The sequence below is a fragment of the Bacillus sp. LSHTCR4 genome (assembly GCF_057197025.1).
The window spans coordinates 952,909-973,689 of the sequence record NZ_JBXUNO010000002.1; the positions used below are offsets into that span (position 1 = coordinate 952,909).

General features: G+C 37.4%; 23 protein-coding genes. 22 read left to right on the forward strand and 1 reads right to left on the reverse strand.

Going from position 1 to position 20,781, the window contains the following annotated elements; all coding sequences use genetic code 11:
• Window position 1 precedes the first annotated feature (1 nt).
• The 3 genes from rpe to spoVM all read left to right on the forward strand — a co-directional run bounded on the left by rpe (window position 2) and on the right by spoVM (window position 1,573).
• Window positions 2–646, forward strand: coding sequence for a ribulose-phosphate 3-epimerase (gene rpe, locus AC2CGR_RS18770; protein WP_001978961.1), 645 nt, complete (start codon window positions 2–4; stop codon window positions 644–646).
• 99 nt (window positions 647–745) lie between these two features.
• The gene (locus AC2CGR_RS18775; protein ID WP_002022157.1) at window positions 746–1,426 is read left to right on the forward strand and encodes a thiamine diphosphokinase; all 681 of its coding nucleotides are present in this window, start codon (window positions 746–748) and stop codon (window positions 1,424–1,426) included.
• A 66-nt stretch (window positions 1,427–1,492) separates the two neighbouring features.
• Entirely contained in the window at window positions 1,493–1,573 is an 81-nt protein-coding gene (gene spoVM, locus AC2CGR_RS18780) for a stage V sporulation protein SpoVM (RefSeq protein WP_001213599.1), read from the forward strand.
• A 73-nt stretch (window positions 1,574–1,646) separates the two neighbouring features.
• Here the strand turns inward: spoVM and rpmB are convergent, their stop codons facing one another.
• Window positions 1,647–1,835, reverse strand: coding sequence for a 50S ribosomal protein L28 (rpmB, locus tag AC2CGR_RS18785; protein WP_000124776.1), 189 nt, complete (start codon window positions 1,833–1,835; stop codon window positions 1,647–1,649).
• Between the two features lie 378 nt (window positions 1,836–2,213).
• Between rpmB and AC2CGR_RS18790 the strand changes: the two genes are divergently transcribed.
• The 19 genes from AC2CGR_RS18790 (at window position 2,214) to lepB (ending at window position 20,761) form a co-directional block, all read left to right on the forward strand.
• Entirely contained in the window at window positions 2,214–2,576 is a 363-nt protein-coding gene (locus AC2CGR_RS18790; RefSeq protein WP_000021109.1) for an Asp23/Gls24 family envelope stress response protein, read from the forward strand.
• A gap of 22 nt (window positions 2,577–2,598) precedes the next feature.
• A complete protein-coding gene (locus AC2CGR_RS18795) occupies window positions 2,599–4,275 on the forward strand; it encodes a DAK2 domain-containing protein (protein WP_087966335.1) in 1,677 nt (558 codons plus the stop codon).
• A gap of 289 nt (window positions 4,276–4,564) precedes the next feature.
• Window positions 4,565–6,613 (forward strand): ATP-dependent DNA helicase RecG, encoded by a 2,049-nt coding sequence (recG, locus tag AC2CGR_RS18800; protein ID WP_001006883.1) that lies wholly within the window; start codon window positions 4,565–4,567, stop codon window positions 6,611–6,613.
• An 88-nt stretch (window positions 6,614–6,701) separates the two neighbouring features.
• On the forward strand, window positions 6,702–7,295 hold the full coding sequence (gene fapR, locus AC2CGR_RS18805; protein WP_000747352.1) for a transcription factor FapR: 594 nt from the start codon (window positions 6,702–6,704) through the stop codon (window positions 7,293–7,295).
• Window positions 7,292–8,284 carry a phosphate acyltransferase PlsX gene (gene plsX, locus AC2CGR_RS18810; protein WP_131100667.1) on the forward strand — a complete coding sequence of 331 codons (993 nt, stop codon included), beginning with the start codon at window positions 7,292–7,294 and terminating at the stop codon, window positions 8,282–8,284. Before fapR ends, plsX begins: the two co-directional genes overlap by 4 nt.
• A gap of 14 nt (window positions 8,285–8,298) precedes the next feature.
• Window positions 8,299–9,243: an ACP S-malonyltransferase gene (gene fabD, locus AC2CGR_RS18815; protein ID WP_000516953.1), complete on the forward strand. Its 945-nt coding sequence runs from the start codon at window positions 8,299–8,301 to the stop codon at window positions 9,241–9,243.
• Window positions 9,243–9,983: a 3-oxoacyl-[acyl-carrier-protein] reductase gene (gene fabG, locus AC2CGR_RS18820; protein ID WP_001980554.1), complete on the forward strand. Its 741-nt coding sequence runs from the start codon at window positions 9,243–9,245 to the stop codon at window positions 9,981–9,983. The genes fabD and fabG overlap by 1 nt, the downstream gene beginning before the upstream one ends.
• Before the next feature lie 69 nt (window positions 9,984–10,052).
• The gene (gene acpP / locus AC2CGR_RS18825) at window positions 10,053–10,286 is read left to right on the forward strand and encodes an acyl carrier protein (protein WP_000786062.1); all 234 of its coding nucleotides are present in this window, start codon (window positions 10,053–10,055) and stop codon (window positions 10,284–10,286) included.
• 58 nt (window positions 10,287–10,344) lie between these two features.
• Window positions 10,345–11,082, forward strand: coding sequence for a ribonuclease III (rncS, locus tag AC2CGR_RS18830; RefSeq protein WP_029439599.1), 738 nt, complete (start codon window positions 10,345–10,347; stop codon window positions 11,080–11,082).
• A 146-nt stretch (window positions 11,083–11,228) separates the two neighbouring features.
• Window positions 11,229–14,798, forward strand: a complete 3,570-nt coding sequence (gene smc, locus AC2CGR_RS18835; protein WP_131100665.1) for a chromosome segregation protein SMC — start codon at window positions 11,229–11,231, stop codon at window positions 14,796–14,798.
• A 15-nt stretch (window positions 14,799–14,813) separates the two neighbouring features.
• The gene (ftsY, locus tag AC2CGR_RS18840; protein WP_000007648.1) at window positions 14,814–15,803 is read left to right on the forward strand and encodes a signal recognition particle-docking protein FtsY; all 990 of its coding nucleotides are present in this window, start codon (window positions 14,814–14,816) and stop codon (window positions 15,801–15,803) included.
• A gap of 133 nt (window positions 15,804–15,936) precedes the next feature.
• On the forward strand, window positions 15,937–16,269 hold the full coding sequence (locus tag AC2CGR_RS18845; RefSeq protein WP_000891062.1) for a putative DNA-binding protein: 333 nt from the start codon (window positions 15,937–15,939) through the stop codon (window positions 16,267–16,269).
• 12 nt (window positions 16,270–16,281) lie between these two features.
• A complete protein-coding gene (gene ffh, locus AC2CGR_RS18850) occupies window positions 16,282–17,631 on the forward strand; it encodes a signal recognition particle protein (RefSeq protein WP_000863460.1) in 1,350 nt (449 codons plus the stop codon).
• Between the two features lie 100 nt (window positions 17,632–17,731).
• A complete protein-coding gene (gene rpsP, locus AC2CGR_RS18855) occupies window positions 17,732–18,004 on the forward strand; it encodes a 30S ribosomal protein S16 (protein WP_000268750.1) in 273 nt (90 codons plus the stop codon).
• 14 nt (window positions 18,005–18,018) lie between these two features.
• Window positions 18,019–18,246 (forward strand): KH domain-containing protein, encoded by a 228-nt coding sequence (locus AC2CGR_RS18860; RefSeq protein ID WP_000737398.1) that lies wholly within the window; start codon window positions 18,019–18,021, stop codon window positions 18,244–18,246.
• A gap of 121 nt (window positions 18,247–18,367) precedes the next feature.
• A complete protein-coding gene (gene rimM / locus AC2CGR_RS18865; protein WP_484481054.1) occupies window positions 18,368–18,883 on the forward strand; it encodes a ribosome maturation factor RimM in 516 nt (171 codons plus the stop codon).
• The gene (gene trmD, locus AC2CGR_RS18870; protein ID WP_484481055.1) at window positions 18,883–19,617 is read left to right on the forward strand and encodes a tRNA (guanosine(37)-N1)-methyltransferase TrmD; all 735 of its coding nucleotides are present in this window, start codon (window positions 18,883–18,885) and stop codon (window positions 19,615–19,617) included. The genes rimM and trmD overlap by 1 nt, the downstream gene beginning before the upstream one ends.
• Window positions 19,618–19,763: 146 nt before the next feature.
• Entirely contained in the window at window positions 19,764–20,108 is a 345-nt protein-coding gene (gene rplS / locus AC2CGR_RS18875; protein WP_001186516.1) for a 50S ribosomal protein L19, read from the forward strand.
• 101 nt (window positions 20,109–20,209) lie between these two features.
• Window positions 20,210–20,761 (forward strand): signal peptidase I, encoded by a 552-nt coding sequence (gene lepB / locus AC2CGR_RS18880; protein WP_000711857.1) that lies wholly within the window; start codon window positions 20,210–20,212, stop codon window positions 20,759–20,761.
• Window positions 20,762–20,781 lie beyond the last annotated feature (20 nt).

A 20,781-nucleotide genomic window follows, 5' to 3' on the forward strand; every position in this document is an offset into this window, starting at 1 on the left:
TATGATTAAAATTGCACCATCAATCTTATCAGCAGATTTTTCAAAATTAGGGGAAGAGATTAAAGATGTAGAAAAAGGTGGAGCGGATTACATTCACGTCGATGTAATGGATGGACATTTCGTACCAAATATTACGATTGGACCATTAATTGTGGAAGCAATTCGTCCGATTACGTCATTACCGTTAGATGTACATTTAATGATTGAAAATCCTGATAACTATATCCCGACTTTCGCAAAAGCGGGAGCGGATATTATTACTGTTCATGTAGAGGCGTGCCCTCATTTACATCGTACAATTCAGTTAATTAAATCTCATGGCATTAAAGCAGGAGTTGTATTAAATCCGCATACGCCAGTTTCAATGATTGAGCATGTATTAGAAGATATTGATATGGTATTACTTATGACAGTAAACCCTGGATTTGGTGGACAGAAATTTATCCATTCTGTATTACCGAAAATTAAACAAGTTGCAGAAATGGTTAAAGAGCGCAATCTAGAAGTAGAAATCGAAGTTGATGGTGGTGTAAACCCTGAAACAGCAAGGCTTTGTGTGGAAGCAGGAGCAAATGTACTTGTAGCTGGGTCAGCGGTATACAATCAAAAAGACCGCGGTGAAGCAATTCGTGTCATTCGTGGATAATGAATGAACGAGTCTTTATCCCAGTGAATCTTCTAGTGTAGTAAGTTTTCACTATTTATAAAGGATAGAGAAAAAATATGTAAAAAGGCAATCTACCGAATGGCAGATTGCCTTTTTACAATAGAAGGGGAAGGAAACATGATTATTCATATTTTAGCGGGAGGACCTGCGGAATATTGTGCAGATTTTTCTCGATATGAAAATGAGAAAGTAGTGTGGGCGGCAGTTGATAGAGGAGTATATCGTTTATTAAAAAGAGGTATTACTCCTGCTGTTGCGTTTGGAGATTATGACTCGGTTACGGAAGAGGAATTAGTATGGATGGGGCAACAAACAAATGATTTACATATTGTTCCTCGTGAAAAAGATCAAACAGATTTAGAAATTGCGATTAACTGGGCGTTAGAACAAAAGCCGGCACTCATTCGTATTTTTGGTGCTACTGGCGGAAGACTTGATCATGGTCTAGCGAATATACAGATGCTTTTAAAAGGATTAGAAGTAGGAATAGAAATGTGTATTGTAGACAATAAAAATGAAATAAGTGTAAAAAAAGTGGGTACACATATAATTGAAGAAAATAAAACTTTCCCTTATGTATCTTTTGTGCCTGTTACTGAAATAGTGGAAGGGATTACATTACTTGGTTTTAAATATCCTCTAACTAATAAAACAATAGAATGGGGATCAACACTTTGTATTAGTAATGAACTCGTTGAGGAAAAAGGTACTTTTTCATTTACTTCTGGCATATTAATGGTGATAAGAAGCACTGATTAAAGAAACAATTTTGCTCCTTACATCATATATTGAACAAGTGGAGTAATGGGGATTAGGAGGGAAACCATGAGATTTTATACAATTAAGTTACCTAAATTTCTTGGTGGAATTGTTCGTGCCATGTTAAATACCTTCAAAAAAGATTAAAAAAAGCACCTATTACCGGTGCTTTTTCCATTGGTATAGTAAAAAAAGAGCCTAGCGGCTCTTTTTTTTATTATTAAACACGTTCGATTTTGCCAGATTTTAATGCTCTAGCAGAAACGTAAACACGTTGAACTTTTCCGTCGATGCGTACGCGAACTTTTTGAAGGTTAGCGCCCCACTTACGTTTTGTAGCGTTCATTGCGTGAGAACGAGAGTTACCAGAACGAGCTTTTCTTCCAGTAATAGCACAAACACGAGCCATTTATATTTCCCTCCCTTGATACCTTACCATACGTAATTTTTCAATGTTAGTCTTTTATGCGATGCTAAAAACACTACTATAATTTAACACAACTAAAAAGAGAATGCAACACTGTAGAAAAAAGAAATCAAGAAAAATTACTTGACACTATATGTCAATAAAGAAAAGTCGAAATCAAGAAAAATTGCTTGACATATTATAGTGATACATGTTGTATAATAACAATGGACTATTTTGCTCATCATAAAACAGTGTAGTTTTCAACATAAAATATGAGAGTGAAAAAGAAAGAACGATGGAATTTTCTTTAAAAAGATTATATGATAGTAACTAAAGTAGTCTAACTCACTTTCACCATTTATGAAGGGGGAAAACGAGATGTCAATTGAAATTAAAACGAAGTACGGTCAAATTGATATTAGTACAGATGTAATTGCAACAATTGCTGGAGGTGCCGCGGTAGATTGCTACGGTATCGTAGGTATGGCATCAAAAAATCAGTTAAAAGATGGATTAACAGACATTTTACGAAAAGAAAACTTCACTAGAGGTGTTATTGTTCGTAAAGATGAAGATGAAGTACATATTGATATGTATATTATTGTGAGCTATGGTACGAAAATTTCAGAAGTAGCACATAACGTGCAGACGAAAGTGAAATATACATTAGATCAAACTGTAGGACTAGCAGTAGATTCTGTAAATATCTACGTACAAGGAGTTAAAGTAATAAACTTGTAATGTGCATTAAGGAGGAAAATCTGTGTCAATTCAAAAAATTGATGGAAAACGTTTATCACAAATGATCATTCAAGGAGCAAATAATTTAACAAATAATGTTCAGCTTGTTGATGCATTAAACGTATTTCCAGTTCCAGATGGCGATACCGGTACAAACATGAACTTATCTATGACTTCAGGCGCACGTGAAGTGAAAGCAAATCCTTCACAACATGCTGGTAAAGTCGGCGTAAGTTTAGCCAAAGGATTATTAATGGGAGCTCGTGGTAACTCTGGAGTTATTTTATCTCAGTTGTTCCGTGGTTTCTCGAAATCCATTGAACAAAAAGAAGAATTAACAACAGTTGATTTTGCTGCAGCTTTAGAAGCTGGAGTAGAGGCGGCTTACAAAGCGGTTATGAAACCGATTGAAGGAACGATTTTAACGGTTGCAAGAGAAACGGGTAAATATGCAGTAACAGTTGCGAAAAAACAGCGCGACTTTGTTTTGTTTATGGAAGACGTTGTGAAAGAAGCAAACGCATCGTTAAATCGTACGCCAGATTTATTACCTGTATTAAAACAAGTTGGCGTTGTAGATAGCGGTGGTAAAGGTCTTGTAGTAGTATACGAAGGGTTTTTAGCTGACTTAAAAGGAGAAACAATTTCTTCTGATGCACCTGCCCAACCATCTATGAATGAGATGGTACGCGCAGAACATCACCGTAGTGTACAAAGCCAATTGAGTACAGAAGATATTAAGTATGGATATTGTACGGAGTTCATGGTGAAATTAGAAGCTGATAAAGTGAAAGAACATAATTTCTCTGAACAAAAATTCCGTGAAGATATTAGTGTGTATGGTGATTCACTACTAGTTGTATCTGATGATGAAATTGTAAAAGTTCATATTCATGCAGAGCATCCTGGAGACGCTATGAACTACGGACAACGTTACGGTAGTTTAATCAAGATTAAAGTAGAGAATATGCGTGAACAGCATACTGCTTTATTAGATGAGCCTGCTATGATGCCTGAGCCAACTAGCCAATCTAAAGAGAAACAACCGTACGGTATCGTAACTGTAGCTATGGGATCTGGTATTAAAACTTTATTTGAAAGCATTGGCGCGACGAAAGTTATCGAAGGTGGCCAAACGATGAATCCGAGTACAGAGGATATCGTGAAGGCGATTGAAGAAGCAAACGCTGAAAAAATCATTATTTTACCGAACAACGGGAATATTGTAATGGCAGCAGAACAAGCAGCGTCAGTTGTGGATCAAGAAGTGATTGTAGTTCGTTCAAAAACAGTTCCTCAAGGTATGGCTGCAATGTTAGCATTTAATCCAGTTGGAACGCTAGAAGAAAATGAAGAAAACATGAAAGAAGCTTTATCTCATGTGAAAACAGGTCAAATTACGTATGCTGTACGTGATACGGAAATTGATGGTGTGGCAATTCAAAAAAATGATTTCATGTGTATCGCAGATGGAAAAATCGTATCAACAAATGCTGAAAAAGTAGGGGCTGCGAAGCAATTACTAGAAGCACTAATTGATGAAGATTCTGAAATCGTAACGATTCTACAAGGTGAAGATGCAACTGACGAAGAAGTAGCTGAATTAGTTGAATTTGTAGAAGAGAATTTTGAAGACGCAGAAGTAGAAGTACATGCTGGAAACCAACCGGTGTATTCTTTCATCTTCTCTGTAGAATAAGAAAAAATTCGTTTTGAAAATAAATGGATTACTTACTTGCTAATGGATAATAAGTAGTAATATGAAGTTTATTACTAGTTTTTATTCAAAAGGCTAGCATATTGAAGATAAAAAAGAGCCTTGCTGCTAATAGTGAGGCTCTTTTCTTTCGTGTTGCTTATGAGGGATTTGAGTAGTTTCTCTTAGAATGCCTATGATAGAATATATAGGGTGAAAGAGAGCGATTACAGATGTCAATCATGTTAATGGATAATGAATCAAAAAAATAATGTGACGGAGCGTGAGAATCTTGAATGAAGTTGTACAAGTTCCTGTTACGGATGTAAAGGGAATCGGAGGAGAAACATCTGAATTACTACACGAGATGGGAATTTATACAGTTTCTCATCTATTAGAACATTTTCCGTACCGTTATGAAGACTATGCGATGAAAGATCTTGCTGAAGTAAAGCATGATGAACGTGTAACAGTAGAGGGGAAAGTTCATAGTGCTCCTTTACTGCAATATTATGGGAAGAAGAAGTCGCGTCTTACGGTTCGTGTCCTCGTAGGTCGTTATTTAATTACAGCTGTATGTTTTAATAGGCCGTACTATAAGCAGAAGTTAAATTTAGATGAAACGGTAACGATTACTGGTAAATGGGATCAGCATCGTCAAACGATTGCGGTATCAGAACTTCATTTTGGACCGGTTGTACGTCAACAAGAAGTAGAGCCTGTGTACTCAGTGAAAGGGAAACTTACAGTAAAACAGATGCGCCGTTTTATTGCACAAGCGTTAAAAGAGTATGGAGACTCTATAGTTGAAGTGTTACCTGATGGATTGCTAAGTCGATATAAATTATTGCCGCGTTATGAAGCGCTTCGGGCGTTGCATTTTCCAACAGGTCAGGAAGATTTGAAGCAAGCGCGTCGCCGTTTTGTATATGAGGAGTTTTTCTTATTTCAGTTAAAAATGCAAACGTTACGGAAAATGGAGAGGGAAAATTCGAAAGGGACGAAAAAAGAAATTCCTTCAGAAGAATTGCAAGAGTTTATCGATGCTCTTCCGTTTCCGTTAACTGGTGCGCAACGCCGAGTTGTGGATGAAATTATGAAAGATATGACATCTCCTTATCGAATGAATCGTCTGTTGCAAGGTGATGTAGGTTCTGGTAAAACGGTGGTTGCTGCAATTGGTCTTTATGCAGCAAAATTAGCGCATTATCAAGGTGCTTTAATGGTTCCAACAGAAATTTTAGCAGAACAACATTATCAATCGCTCGCAGAGACGTTCTCGCACTTTGGTATGAAGGTTGAATTGTTAACAAGTTCAGTTAAAGGTGTGAGACGCCGAGAGATTTTGGCAAAATTAGAACAAGGAGAAATAGATATCCTTGTTGGAACACATGCTTTAATTCAAGATGAAGTTATCTTTCATAGGTTAGGTCTCGTTATTACTGATGAACAACATCGATTTGGTGTAGCCCAGCGCCGAGTTTTACGTGAGAAAGGCGAGAGTCCAGACGTATTATTTATGACAGCGACCCCGATTCCACGTACGTTAGCAATTACTGCATTTGGAGAGATGGATGTTTCTATAATCGATGAGATGCCGGCTGGTAGAAAGGTAATTGAAACATATTGGGCAAAACATGACATGTTAGATCGTGTTCTCGGTTTTGTAGAGAAAGAGATAAAAAAAGGAAGACAAGCATATGTTATTTGTCCCCTTATTGAAGAATCTGAGAAACTTGATGTACAAAATGCAATCGACTTACATAGCATGCTGACTCATCATTATCAGGGGAAATGTCAAGTTGGATTAATGCATGGAAGATTATCATCTCAAGAAAAAGAAGAGATAATGGGACAATTTAGTGAAAATAAAGTGCAAATTCTTGTATCGACAACAGTTGTTGAAGTAGGTGTGAACGTACCGAATGCGACTGTAATGGTTATTTATGATGCAGAGCGTTTCGGTTTATCACAGCTTCATCAGCTAAGAGGACGTGTTGGGCGTGGTAGTGAACAATCGTATTGTTTATTAATCGCGGATCCAAAATCGGAAACGGGAAAAGAACGAATGCGTATTATGACCGAAACGAATGATGGATTTGTATTGTCGGAAAAAGATTTAGAGTTAAGAGGTCCTGGAGATTTCTTTGGGAGTAAGCAAAGTGGTTTACCAGAATTCAAGGTTGCTGATATGGTACATGATTATCGGGCGCTAGAAACAGCTAGACAAGATGCGGCGTTACTAGTAGATTCAGAAGCATTTTGGCATAATGATCAATATGCGTCGTTGCGTACGTATCTTGATGGGACAGGTGTGTTCCAGGGAGAGAAGCTCGATTAAAGGGAGGCAACAAAAGTTTTTGTTGCATTCTACTTTTAATGATTATATACTACTGTTAGTACCTAGTCATAAAAATGGATGGTGCGGTATGAAAAAAAGAAGAAGTAAAAAAGAAAGACAAGAATTATTACAACAAACTATAGAAACGAATCCTTTTATTACGGATGAAGATTTAGCAGAGAAATTTCAAGTGAGTATACAAACCGTACGTCTCGATCGTATGGAATTATCTATTCCTGAATTAAGAGAAAGAATTAAACATGTAGCTACAAAGCAACATGAAGAAGATGTGAAATCTTTACCGTTAGAAGAGGTTGTCGGAGAAATTATTGATATAGAATTAGATAGACATGCGATTTCTATCTTTGAAGTGAAGGTAGAACACGTATTTAAAAGAAATCAAATTGCCCGTGGGCATCATTTGTTTGCACAAGCAAACTCACTAGCTGTTGCGGTTATTGATGAAGAATTAGCTTTAACTGCAAAGTCTACCATTCGATACATTCGTCCTGTAAAATTAGGAGAGCGTGTTGTTGCAAAAGCGCGCGTGGAAGATGTAGAGAATGACAAAGGGCGGACGGTTGTCAAAGTGCGTAGCTTCGTTGGAGAAGAACTTGTTTTTACAGGCACTTTTGAAATGTATCGATCTAGTAATTATAGTGAGGAAGGTAACAACTTATGAAAATCGCAATAGATGCAATGGGCGGCGATCATGCTCCAAAGGCTGTCGTACTAGGAGCAATGAAAGCTATTAAGGAATATTCTGATTTACATATTACGTTAGTAGGGAAAGAAGAGGAAATTCGTCAATACTTAACGAGTGAAGAGCGAATTACTATACTTCATACAGACGAAAAAATCGAATCGACAGATGAACCAGTAAGAGCGGTTCGTCGAAAAAAACAAGCTTCAATGGTACTTGCGGCACAACAAGTAAGAGATGGCGTAGCGGATGCTTGTATATCAGCTGGTAGTACAGGTGCTTTAATGGCGGCTGGATTGTTTGTTGTAGGTCGTATGGAAGGAATTGAGCGACCAGCTTTATCCCCTACAATGCCAACTGTTGATGGAGAAGGTTTTGTTATGTTAGATGTTGGAGCAAACGTTGATGCAAAACCAATTCATTTATATCAATATGCAGTAATGGGATCTGTATACGCTGAGAAAGTAAGAGGAATTAAAAATCCTCGCGTTGGACTTTTAAATGTTGGAACAGAGGATGGCAAAGGGAACGAGCTTTCAAAACAAGTCTTTGCAATGCTTAAAGATGCGCCAATTAATTTTGTTGGAAACGTTGAATCAAGAGACTTGTTACAAGGTGTAGCAGATGTTGTTGTATGTGACGGTTTTACAGGTAATGTAGCGCTAAAATCTTTAGAAGGAACAGCACTTGCATTATTCTCTATGTTAAAAGAGCAGTTAATGAGTTCGTTTACGAGCAAATTAGCAGCGGCGGTATTAAAACCAAAACTTATGGTATTAAAAGATAAAATGGATTATTCGGAGTATGGAGGAGCGGCGTTATTTGGATTGAAAGCTCCTGTCATTAAGGCTCACGGTTCTTCTAATGACCAATCGATATTTAGTGCGATTCGTCAAACGAGAGAAATGGTAGCGAAAGAAGTTATTCCTACTATTTCAAGCGTAATGGAGAAAGAGCCACTCCAATAAGAGGAGGATTTGAAATGGGAAAACTAGCATTTCTTTTTCCGGGCCAAGGTTCACAGGCAGTTGGAATGGGTAAACAGTTAGCAGAGAATAATAAAGAAGTTGCAAATGTATTTGCGAAAGCAGATGAGGTGTTGCAAGATTCACTTTCAGAAGTGATTTTTGAAGGGCCGCAAGAAAAGCTTACGTTAACGACAAACGCGCAGCCTGCTTTATTAACAACGAGTTTTGCTATTTTGACAGCTTTAAAAGAATATGATATTACACCAGACTTTGTCGCAGGGCATAGTTTAGGTGAGTATAGCGCTCTTGTAGCAGCGGGTGCATTAACTTTTGAGGATGCAGTATATGCTGTAAGGAAACGTGGGGAATATATGGAAGAAGCTGTTCCTGGCGGAGAAGGTGCAATGGCGGCTATTTTAGGTGCTGATCCACATATGCTGAAACAAGTTACAGAAGAAGTAACAAGTGAAGGATATGCAGTACAAATCGCTAATATGAATAGTACGAAGCAAATTGTGATTTCTGGAACAAAGCAAGGAGTCGAGATTGCTTCTCAAAGAGCGAAAGAAAATGGTGCAAAGAGAGCAATTCCGCTTAAAGTAAGTGGACCGTTTCACTCTGCGCTTATGAAGCCAGCAGCGGAGAAATTCCAAAGTGTTTTAAATGAAATTACAATTCAAGATACGAATATTCCGGTAATCGCAAATGTAACAGCAGACGTTATTACAAGTGGTGCACATATTCAAGAAAAGCTAATCGAACAGCTCTATTCGCCTGTCTTATGGTACCCATCCATTGAATACATGGTGAATCAAGGGGTGGATACATTTATTGAAATTGGACCTGGGAAAGTACTTGCTGGACTTATGAAGTCAATTGATTCATCAGTGAAAGCATACGCGATATACGATGAAGAGACATTAAAAGATACCATTTCAAATTTGAGAGGAGAAAACTGATGTTAAAAGGGAAAGTAGCATTAGTAACGGGTGCTTCACGTGGAATTGGTCGCGCGATTGCGATTGATTTAGCGAAACAAGGGGCAAATGTTGTAGTAAATTATGCTGGTAATGAGCAAAAGGCAAATGAAGTAGTTGATGAAATAAAGAAATTAGGTTCGGATGCAATTGCAGTGAGAGCAGATGTTGCAAATGCTGAAGACGTTACAAATATGGTGAAACAAACTGTAGATGCATTTGGACAAGTTGATATTCTTGTAAATAATGCAGGTGTAACAAAAGATAATTTATTAATGCGTATGAAAGAAGAAGAATGGGATACAGTTATTAATACAAACCTAAAAGGTGTATTCTTATGTACGAAGGCAGTATCTCGTTTTATGATGCGTCAACGTCATGGGCGTATTGTTAATATCGCTTCTGTTGTTGGAGTAACGGGTAATCCAGGACAAGCAAACTATGTTGCTGCTAAAGCAGGTGTAATTGGATTAACAAAAACTTCAGCAAAAGAGTTAGCGAGCCGCAATATTACTGTAAATGCAATTGCTCCTGGATTTATTGCGACGGATATGACAGACGTATTAGATGAAAATATAAAAGCTGAAATGTTAAAATTAATTCCTGCAGCTCAGTTTGGTGAAGCGCAAGATATCGCAAATGCTGTAACGTTTTTTGCTTCCGATCAAAGCAAATATATTACAGGTCAAACGTTAAATGTTGATGGCGGTATGGTAATGTAATAAAAGAATCGATTTCAACTAGTTTTTTTGGACAATATTTAATATAATATTTGAGGGGAGGTGAATGGAATGGCAGATGTTTTAGAGCGTGTAACAAAAATTATCGTTGATCGTTTAGGAGTAGAAGAAACAGAAGTAGTACCAGCTGCAAGCTTCAAGGAAGATTTAGGAGCAGACTCCCTAGATGTAGTAGAACTTGTAATGCAATTAGAAGACGAATTCGAAATGGAAATTTCTGATGAAGATGCTGAAAAGATTGCTACTGTTGGCGATGCTGTGACTTACATAGAGAGTCATCTATAATGCTTGAATGAAGTCCCGTTTTTTAGCGGGGCTTCTCGGCTTATATCTGGAGGGACCTATGCCGTACCGTAAATATAGAGAAAAAAAATACGAAACAAAATATCGTGAAGCGTTTAAAGTATTTCAAGAAAAGATAGGTATTACGTTTACAGATGAAAAATTATTGATTCAAGCATTTACGCATTCATCGTATGTGAATGAGCATCGAAAAAAACCACATGAAGACAATGAGCGTCTCGAATTTCTTGGAGATGCAGTATTGGAACTTACTGTATCGCAGTATCTGTTTCAAAAATATCCGACAATGAGCGAAGGAGAGTTAACAAAACTACGTGCAGCAATTGTATGTGAACCATCTCTTGTTCGTTTTGCAAACGAGTTGTCATTTGGTAACCTTGTTTTATTAGGAAAAGGTGAGGAAATGACAGGTGGACGTGAACGACCAGCTTTATTAGCGGATGTCTTTGAAGCGTTTATTGGTGCCCTTTATCTTGATCAAGGGCTAGAAACAGTATGGGGCTTCTTAAAAGAAATTGTATACCCTAAAATTAATGAAGGTGCTTTTTCTCATGTGATGGATTATAAGAGTCAATTACAAGAGTTGATTCAGCGTGATGGTAGTGGCAATATTGAGTATCAAATTTTGCAAGAAAAAGGGCCAGCCCACAATCGAGAATTTGTGTCACGTGTTACGTTAAATAACGTGGCTTTAGGACTTGGTAGTGGCAAGTCGAAAAAAGAAGCGGAGCAACAAGCTGCTGCAGAAGCGTTGAAAAAGTTAAAAGAACAACTATAAGGAATCCCCCTTTGAATGAGGGGGATTCCTTGTGCATAGAATGAAACTTTCCTTTCATTTGTGAATAAAAGGAAAGGAAATCCGTATAAATGTTGTTTTTGTATAAATAACATTTATAGCAACGGAGAATAGGAGGAAGGCCTTTCGTGTTTTTAAAAAGATTAGAAATAGCAGGATTTAAGTCTTTTGCTGAGCGTGTATCTGTCGATTTCGTCCCAGGTGTAACGTCTGTAGTAGGACCTAATGGAAGCGGAAAAAGTAATATTACGGATGCCATTCGCTGGGTACTTGGTGAACAATCGGCAAAATCATTACGTGGTGCAAAGATGGAAGATATTATTTTTGCAGGTAGTGATACGAGAAGAGCAGTTAATGTTGCTGAAGTAACAATAACTTTAAATAATGAAGATCAACGTTTACCGATTGAATATAATGAGGTGTGTGTAACGCGTCGTGTATCTCGTTCTGGTGATAGTGATTTTTATATTAATAAACAATCATGCAGGTTGAAAGATATTATCGATTTATTTATGGACTCTGGTATGGGAAGAGAAGCTTTTTCGATTATTAGCCAGGGGAAAGTTGAAGAGATTTTAAGTAGTAAATCAGAAGAACGTCGTGGTGTATTTGAAGAAGCGGCGGGAGTGCTGAAATACAAACTTCGTAAAAAGAAAGCTGAAGGTAAATTAGCAGACACACAAGAAAACTTAAATCGCGTACAAGATATAATTCACGAATTAAGTAGTCAAGTAGAACCTTTAGAAAGACAAGCTTCAATTGCAAAGGATTATCTCGAGAAAAAAGAAGAATTAGAGAAAGTAGAAGCAGCGCTTATTGTACATGAAATTGAAGAATTGCATGAGAAATGGGAAGCGCTTCGAAATCAGTTTGGGCATAATAAAAACGAAGAAGCTAAAATGTCAACACATTTACAAAAAGGTGAAGAAGAGCTAGAGGAATTACGAGGCCAATTACAAGCTGTAGATGAGTCTGTAGATTCCCTGCAAGAAGTACTTTTACTTTCTAGTAAAGAGCTAGAAAAGTTAGAAGGACAGCGTGAGCTATTAAAAGAAAGAAAGCAAAATGCAACGACGCATTGTGCACAACTTGAACAGTTAATTGTTGAATTAACAGAAAAAGCTACAAGTTATGATGGTGAAATTGAATCGAGTACAGAAGTGTTGATGCAATTTGTAAATCATGTAAAAGAGCTGGAGACGAAATTGCATGACAATGAGCAATTGCTTGCAACGTTTGCTGACAATTTAGAGGAACGAATTGAGAATTTAAAAGGTGACTATATTGAACTGTTAAATCAACAAGCTAGCCATCGTAATGAGTTATCAATGATTGAAGAACAATCTAAACAACAAAATTCAAAAAATGAACGCCTTGATGAAGAAAATGCGAAATATGTAGACATGCGTATGGAAATTACAGCGAAAAAGACAAAACTTGTGGAAAGTTATGAACAAGTAAAAGAAAAAGTAGCTGGAATCCTTTCGAATATACAAAAGACAGAAGCGGCACTTGGGAAATGCAAGGCGCAGTATAGTGAAAATGAAACAAAACTGTATCAAGCGTATCAATTTGTACAACAGGCACGTTCTCGAAAAGAAATGCTAGAAGAGATGCAAGAGGACTACTCTGGTTTCTATCAAGGGGTACGTGAAGTATTAAAAGCTCGAGAAAATAGGTTGCAAGGTATTGAGGGTGCTGTTGCAGAACTGCTAACAGTACCGAAAGAATATGAAATTGCAATGGAAATCGCTCTAGGTGCAGCGATGCAGCATATAGTTGTGCAAAAAGAAGAGCATGCTCGTAATGCAATTGCGTTTTTAAAACAGAATAAACATGGACGAGCAACGTTTTTACCGCAAGCTGTTATTAAAGGTAGATCGTTATCATTTGAGCAATTACGTATTGTAAATCAGCATCCATCGTTTGTAGGTGTGGCGGCAGAACTTGTGCAATATAACAATAAATATGAAAATGTAGTTTCAAATTTATTAGGTACTGTTATTGTTGCAAAAGATTTACGTGGGGCGAATGAGTTGGCGAAACAACTACAATACCGTTATCGTATTGTAACAATCGAAGGTGATGTAGTGAACCCTGGCGGTTCTATGACAGGTGGAGCGGTAAAACAAGCGAAATCTTCTTTATTAGGACGTCAACGTGAATTAGAAGAGTGGACGAGTAAGTTAACTGATATGGAAGAAAAAACGACGAAGTTAGAAAACTTTGTTAAAGCAGTAAAGCAAGAGATTCAAGAAAAAGAAGTGCAAATACGCGAACTAAGGCAAAGTGTAGAAGCAGAACGTGTAGATGAACAGAAATTAAGAGAAGAAATTAGTCGCTTAGAATTAGAAGAACATCGTATTAATGATCGTTTATCTATTTACGATTTAGAGATTGAAGGATTCTTGCAGGATCAAGTGAAAATGCAAGGCCGTAAAGAAGAGCTAGAAAAGATTTTAGCGACTCTTCAGGCAGAGATTACGGAATTAGATAGCAAAATAGCAGCTTTAACAAAACAAAAAAGTGAGCAACATTCTTCGAAAGAAAAAGTTCAAAAAGAAATGACTGAGTTAAAAGTGTTAGCAGCTGAAAAGCAACAACGCTTATCTAATCAAAAAGAAAAAGTAGAACGATTGACGAAGGAAAAAGAAGAAACCGATGCAACGCTTGTCAAAACGAAAGAGGATTTAGCATTCTTAAAACAAGAAATGACATCGAATTCAAGTGGTGAAGAACAAATTACGAATATGATTGAAAAGAAAGCATATGATCGTAATCAAACTTCAGAGTTAATTCGCTCTCGTCGTGAACAACGTGTATCGTTACAAGAGAGAGTAGAACAGTTAGAGCGTAACCTGAAAGAAACAACAGGTAAACATAAATACATTCTTGAGATGTTGAAAGATCAAGAGGTAAAAATAAACCGACTTGATGTGGAGTTAGAAAATAGATTACAACATTTACGTGAAACATATACGATTTCATTTGAAGCGGCAAAACTGAAGTATACAATGGTGATGCCCGCTGAGGATGCACGTAAAAAGGTGAAACTAATTAAACTCTCCATCGAAGAGCTAGGCACAGTAAACTTAGGAGCAATTGATGAGTATGAGCGTGTGGCAGAGCGTCATACATTCTTACTAGAGCAAAAAGATGATCTAGAAGAAGCGAAAACGACGTTGCACCAACTTATTACTGAAATGGATGAAGAAATGAAAAAACGCTTTTCTACTACATTTGAAGGAATTCGAATGGAGTTTCAATCGGTGTTCTCTGAATTATTTGGAGGCGGTAGAGCGGATTTAGTCATGACGAATCCAGAGGACTTATTAAATACAGGTATTGATATCGTAGCGCAACCGCCAGGGAAGAAACTGCAAAACTTAGGTTTACTTTCAGGTGGAGAGCGTGCTTTAACGGCAATTGCGCTGTTATTTGGTATTTTAAAAGTGCGCCCAGTCCCATTCTGTGTACTAGATGAGGTAGAGGCTGCTCTTGATGAAGCAAACGTTGCCCGTTTTGCCCAGTATTTAAAGAAATTTAGTGATGAGACACAGTTTATTGTAATTACACATAGAAAAGGTACAATGGAAGAGTCTGACGTATTGTACGGTGTAACAATGCAAGAGTCAGGGGTATCTAAACTTGTTTCGGTTCGTTTAGATGATGGAGAAGAACTAGTTGCAAGCAAATAGGAAGGATGGGACAGTATGAGCTTTTTTAAAAAACTAAAAGAAAAAATTTCAAAACAAACGGATACGGTAACAGAGAAGTTTAAACAAGGATTAGAAAAAACGAGAAATTCGTTTGCAGATAAAGTAAATGATTTAGTCTTTCGTTACCGTAAAGTAGATGAAGATTTCTTCGAAGAATTAGAAGAAATTTTAATCGGTGCAGATGTTGGCGTTTCGACAGTGATGGAATTAATTGACCAGCTGAAAGAAGAAGTACAACGCCGTAATATTCAAGATCCAAGAGAAGTACAAGCTGTTATTTCGGAAAAATTAATAGAAATTTATAAAGGTGACAGCGATTTTACTAATGAAATTAATATGCAAAAGGATGGCTTGACAGTTGTTTTATTTGTTGGTGTTAATGGTGTAGGTAAAACGACAACAATTGGTAAGATGGCTCATAAGTTTAAATCAGAGGGTAAGTCTGTCTTATTAGCAGCAGGAGATACATTCCGTGCTGGAGCGATTGAACAATTAGAAGTATGGGGCGATCGCGTTGGGGTAGAAGTGATTAAACAAGGATCAGGGTCTGATCCAGCAGCGGTTATGTATGACGCTGTACAAGCTGCAAAAGCACGTAAAGTAGATGTATTACTATGTGATACAGCAGGGCGTTTGCAAAATAAAGTGAACTTAATGAAAGAGTTGGAGAAAGTAAAGCGTGTAATTGAGCGTGAAGTACCAGGAGCTCCTCATGAAGTATTACTTGTTATTGATGCTACAACAGGACAAAACGGTTTAAGTCAAGCGAAAACGTTCCGTGAGGCAACGAATGTTACTGGTATTGTTTTAACGAAGTTAGATGGAACTGCTAAAGGTGGTATTGTATTAGCGATTCGTAACGAAATGGATGTACCGGTGAAATTCGTTGGATTAGGAGAGCAAATGGATGATCTGCAACAGTTCGATCCAGAACAATATGTATATGGTTTATTTGCGAACTTAGTAGAAACAGAAGAAGTATAAGTGAAAGAAGCGGTATTTTCCGCTTCTTTTTCTATAAAAATATGTGATGTTAAGAAAAAAACTTGACACTCTTTTGTACTCCATGTAAACTAATTCATGTAAAGGGAAATCACTTAACAAAGGATGATCCAACATGCTCGAAAAAACAACGAGAATGAACTATTTATTTGATTTTTATCAATCGTTGTTAACGCAAAAACAAAGAAGTTATATGTCGCTTTATTATCTAGATGATTTATCTCTTGGTGAAATTGCGGAAGAATTTGATGTAAGTCGCCAAGCCGTGTATGATAACATTAAACGGACTGAAGCGATGCTTGAAGAATATGAAGAAAAATTAGTATTACTTCAAAAGTTTCAAGAGCGACAGCGACTTGTTGCAAAGCTAAAACAGCTAATCAGCGAAGAAGAGCATGTGAATGAAGAAATGAAACAAGTTGTTGAAGCTATCGAAAAATTAGATTAGGAGGGCGGCAATATGGCATTTGAAGGATTAGCCGACCGACTTCAACAGACGATGCAAAAAATCCGCGGCAAAGGAAAAGTTTCTGAAGCCGATGTGAAAGAAATGATGAGAGAAGTTCGTCTAGCTCTTTTAGAAGCGGACGTTAACTTTAAAGTAGTAAAAGATTTTGTAAAGCGTGTGTCTGAACGTGCTGTCGGACAAGATGTAATGAAAAGTTTGACACCTGGACAACAAGTAATTAAAGTTGTACAGGAAGAACTTACAGAACTTATGGGCGGAGAGCAAAGCAAAATTGCTGTTGCTAATAAGCCACCGACTGTTATTATGATGGTTGGTCTGCAAGGTGCAGGTAAAACAACGACGACAGGTAAGCTTGCGAATTTGCTTCGTAAAAAGCATAATCGTAAACCGATGCTTGTTGCAGCGGATATTTACCGTCCTGCAGCGATTAAACAGCTTGAAACATTAGGGAAGCAATTGGACATGCCTGTATTCTCTTTAGGAGATCAAGTAAGTCCTGTTGAAATTGCGAAACAAGCGATTGCAAAAGCGAAAGAAGATCATCATGATTATGTTTTAATTGATACAGCAGGTCGCCTGCATATTGATGAAGAACTAATGGATGAATTAGCGAAAGTGAAAGAAGTTGCGAAACCGGATGAAATTTTCCTTGTTGTCGATGCGATGACAGGACAAGACGCGGTAAATGTTGCACAAAGTTTCCATGAACAGTTAGGTTTAACAGGGGTTGTATTAACGAAGCTAGATGGTGATACGCGCGGTGGTGCGGCATTATCTATTAAAGCTGTTACAAATACGCCAATTAAATTTGCTGGTATGGGTGAAAAACTAGATGCAATTGAAGCGTTCCATCCAGAACGTATGGCATCCCGTATTTTAGGGATGGGAGACGTCTTAACATTAATTGAAAAAGCGCAAGCTACAGTTGATGAAGAGAAAGCAAAAGAACTTGAGCAAAAAATGCGTACGCTTTCGTTTACGCTTGACGATTTCCTAGAACAACTTGGACAAGTGCGTCAACTTGGACCGCTTGACGAATTGTTAGGAATGCTTCCTGGTGCAAATAAAATTAAAGGGCTGAAAAATGCACAAGTTGATGAAAAACAAATTGGGCATATTGAGGCAATTATTCGTTCTATGACTAAATTAGAGCGAGAACAACCGGAAATAATCAATGCTAGTCGCAAAAAACGCATTGCCAAAGGTAGCGGTACAACGGTACAAGAAATCAATCGTTTAATCAAGCAATTTGATGATATGAAAAAGATGATGAAAACGATGACTGGAATGCAAAAAGGTAAGAAAAAAGGACTAGGTGGATTGAAGTTTCCATTCATGTAAGGAAAAAAGATGGCTCTGTTAAGAAAAAATACTTTACAAAGCAATAGTCTTTTTGCTAATATAATTATCTGTGTGAAATAAATTCGGAGGTGCTTTATAAATGGCAGTTAAAATTCGTTTAAAACGTATGGGAGCTAAAAAAACTCCTTTCTATCGTGTAGTTGTTGCAGATTCTCGTTCTCCTCGTGACGGACGTTTCATTGAGGAAATCGGTACTTACAATCCGGTTGCTCAACCAGCTGAAGTTAAGATCAACGAAGAAGCAGCATTAAAATGGTTAGGAAATGGTGCTAAACCATCTGATACAGTTCGTAACTTATTCTCTAACCAAGGTATCATGGAGAAATTCCACTTATCTAAACAAGGTAAGTAATTGAGGCAATGACTATGAAGAAGTTAGTCGAGACGATTGTCAAGCCTCTTGTCGATCATCCTGAAGATGTAAAAGTTACACAGGAACTTTACAACGGAGAGATAAAGTATCGATTAACTGTACATCCTGAGGATGTTGGAAAAGTCATTGGAAAGCAGGGGAAAGTTGCGAAAGCAATTCGAATGCTCTTGTATTCAGTGGGACATCACAATAGTGAAAAAGTAACACTGGAAATTCAATAAACGTAAAAAGGGCGAGGAGTTAATTCCTCTCCCTTTTTTAACATTTAAAGAGAAATTGCATGTTCCATATATGAAATGGGGATGCTTAATTTATATAGAAACCAGAGGTGACATACTGTTTATGGCAAAATGGTTTAACGTAGGGAAAATTGTAAATACTCATGGCGTAAAAGGAGAAATTCGTGTGGTTTCTCGTACTGATTTTCCAGAAGAGCGATATAAAGTAGGGAATACGTTATACATATCGAATGAAAAAGGTGGAGAGCCTTTCCCAGTAAAGATTACTTCTCATCGTCAACATAAAACATTTGATTTATTGACATTTGAAGGATATGGGAATGTAAATGAAGTAGAACAGTTTAAAGGTTCTCTTTTAAAAGTACCTGAAGATCAATTAGGCGAACTGGCTGAAGGTGAATACTACTATCATGAAATTATTGGTTGCAACGTTGTAACGGAAGAAGGAGAAGCGTTAGGGACAATAAAAGAAGTTTTATCTCCTGGTGCAAATGATGTTTGGGTAATTAAACGTCCAAAAGGTCAAGATCTGTTAATTCCTTATATTGATGATGTTGTACTTCAAGTTAACATTGAGAATAAATTAGTAACCATTCATGTAATGGAAGGACTACTATAATGAAAATTGACATTTTAACATTGTTTCCAGATATGTTTACGGGTGTGTTTGGATCTTCAATTTTAAAGAAAGCACAAAAAAAAGAAGCGGTAGAGCTTCGTGTTGTCAATTTCCGCGATTATACAACGAGTAAGCATAATAGCGTGGATGATTATCCGTATGGTGGTGGTGCTGGGATGGTATTAACTCCTCAGCCTATTTTTGATGCGGTAGAAGATTTAACGAAAGAGACAGAGCGTAAGCCGAGAGTTGTCTTAATGTGTCCGCAGGGTGAAAGGTTTACTCAGAAGAAAGCGGAAGAGCTTGCAGAGGAAGAACATTTAATCTTTGTATGTGGGCATTATGAAGGCTATGACGAACGAATTCGTGAACATCTCGTAACAGATGAGATTTCTATTGGTGACTACGTATTAACTGGTGGAGAGCTAGCCTCTATGGTTATTACCGATAGTGTTGTACGTCTCCTTCCAGGAGTACTAGGAAATCATGCTTCACAAGTCGAGGATTCGTTTAGTACAGGTTTATTAGAGCACCCTCATTATACACGTCCAGCTGATTTTCGTGGTATGAAAGTGCCGGATGTATTAATGTCGGGAAATCATAAAAATATTGATGAATGGCGACATAAAGAATCACTACGTCGTACATACACACGTAGACCGGATTTATTGGAAGAACGAGAATTGTCTAAGCAAGAAAAGAAATGGCTAGAACAGATTAAAGAAGGCAAATAAGGGCTTGATATATTTTCTATTGCAACAGCCCTAGCAATATGCTATTATAACACTTGTGCTACTGAAATCAGTGGCCGTATTAACGATGTTCCGCTGTAATTTATTTAGACTTTATAAGAGCATCTGTTTAAAGGAGAGAATTTAATATGCAACAATTAATCGCAGAAATTACAAAAGGCCAATTAAAAACTGACCTTCCTTCATTCCGTCCTGGAGACACTTTACGTGTACACGTAAAAGTAGTTGAGGGAACTCGTGAAAGAATTCAGCTTTTCGAAGGTGTTGTAATTAAACGTCGTGGTGGCGGAATCAGTGAAACATTCACAGTTCGTAAGATTTCTTACGGTGTAGGTGTAGAGCGTACATTCCCAGTTCACACGCCAAGAATCGCGAAAATCGAAGTACTTCGCCGTGGTAAAGTACGTCGTGCTAAGTTATACTACTTACGTAACCTTCGCGGTAAAAAAGCACGTATTAAAGAAATTCGATAAGACATGTATGGGAGCTTGTAAATGCACAAGCTCCCTTTTTCCAATCTATATAAAATTTTGATATAATACGATCAGCTTACATAATCGTGGAGGGGAAAAGCATGAAGAAAGAAAAGAGTTCACTTTGGGAATGGATCAAGGCAATTTTGATAGCTGTTGTATTAGCAGGTGTTATTAGACAGTTTTTCTTTGCGCCAATTCTCGTAGATGGAGTATCGATGGCGTCTACATTACATGATCGCGATCGAATGATTGTTAATAAAATTGGTTATCACATAGGAGATCCGAAACGATTTGATATTATTGTATTCCGAGCAACGGAAGATAAAGATTATATTAAGCGTATTATCGGCCTACCAGGCGATGAAATAGAGTATCGTAATGATAAACTATATGTTAACGGAAAGGCTTATGAGGAGCCGTATTTAGACAAGCAGAAAAAACAAATTGCTGACGGACCGCTTACATATGATTTCACTCTTGAAGAAATGACAGGGAAGAAAACTGTTCCAGAAGGTCAATTATTTGTTTTAGGCGATAACCGTCGTTTTAGTAAAGATAGCCGTTCGATTGGTACAATTTCAATGGACCAAGTGATTGGAAAGGCAAATATACTATATTGGCCGTTAAAAGATGCTCGTATTGTGAAATAAAAGAAAAAGAAGGTGGCAAC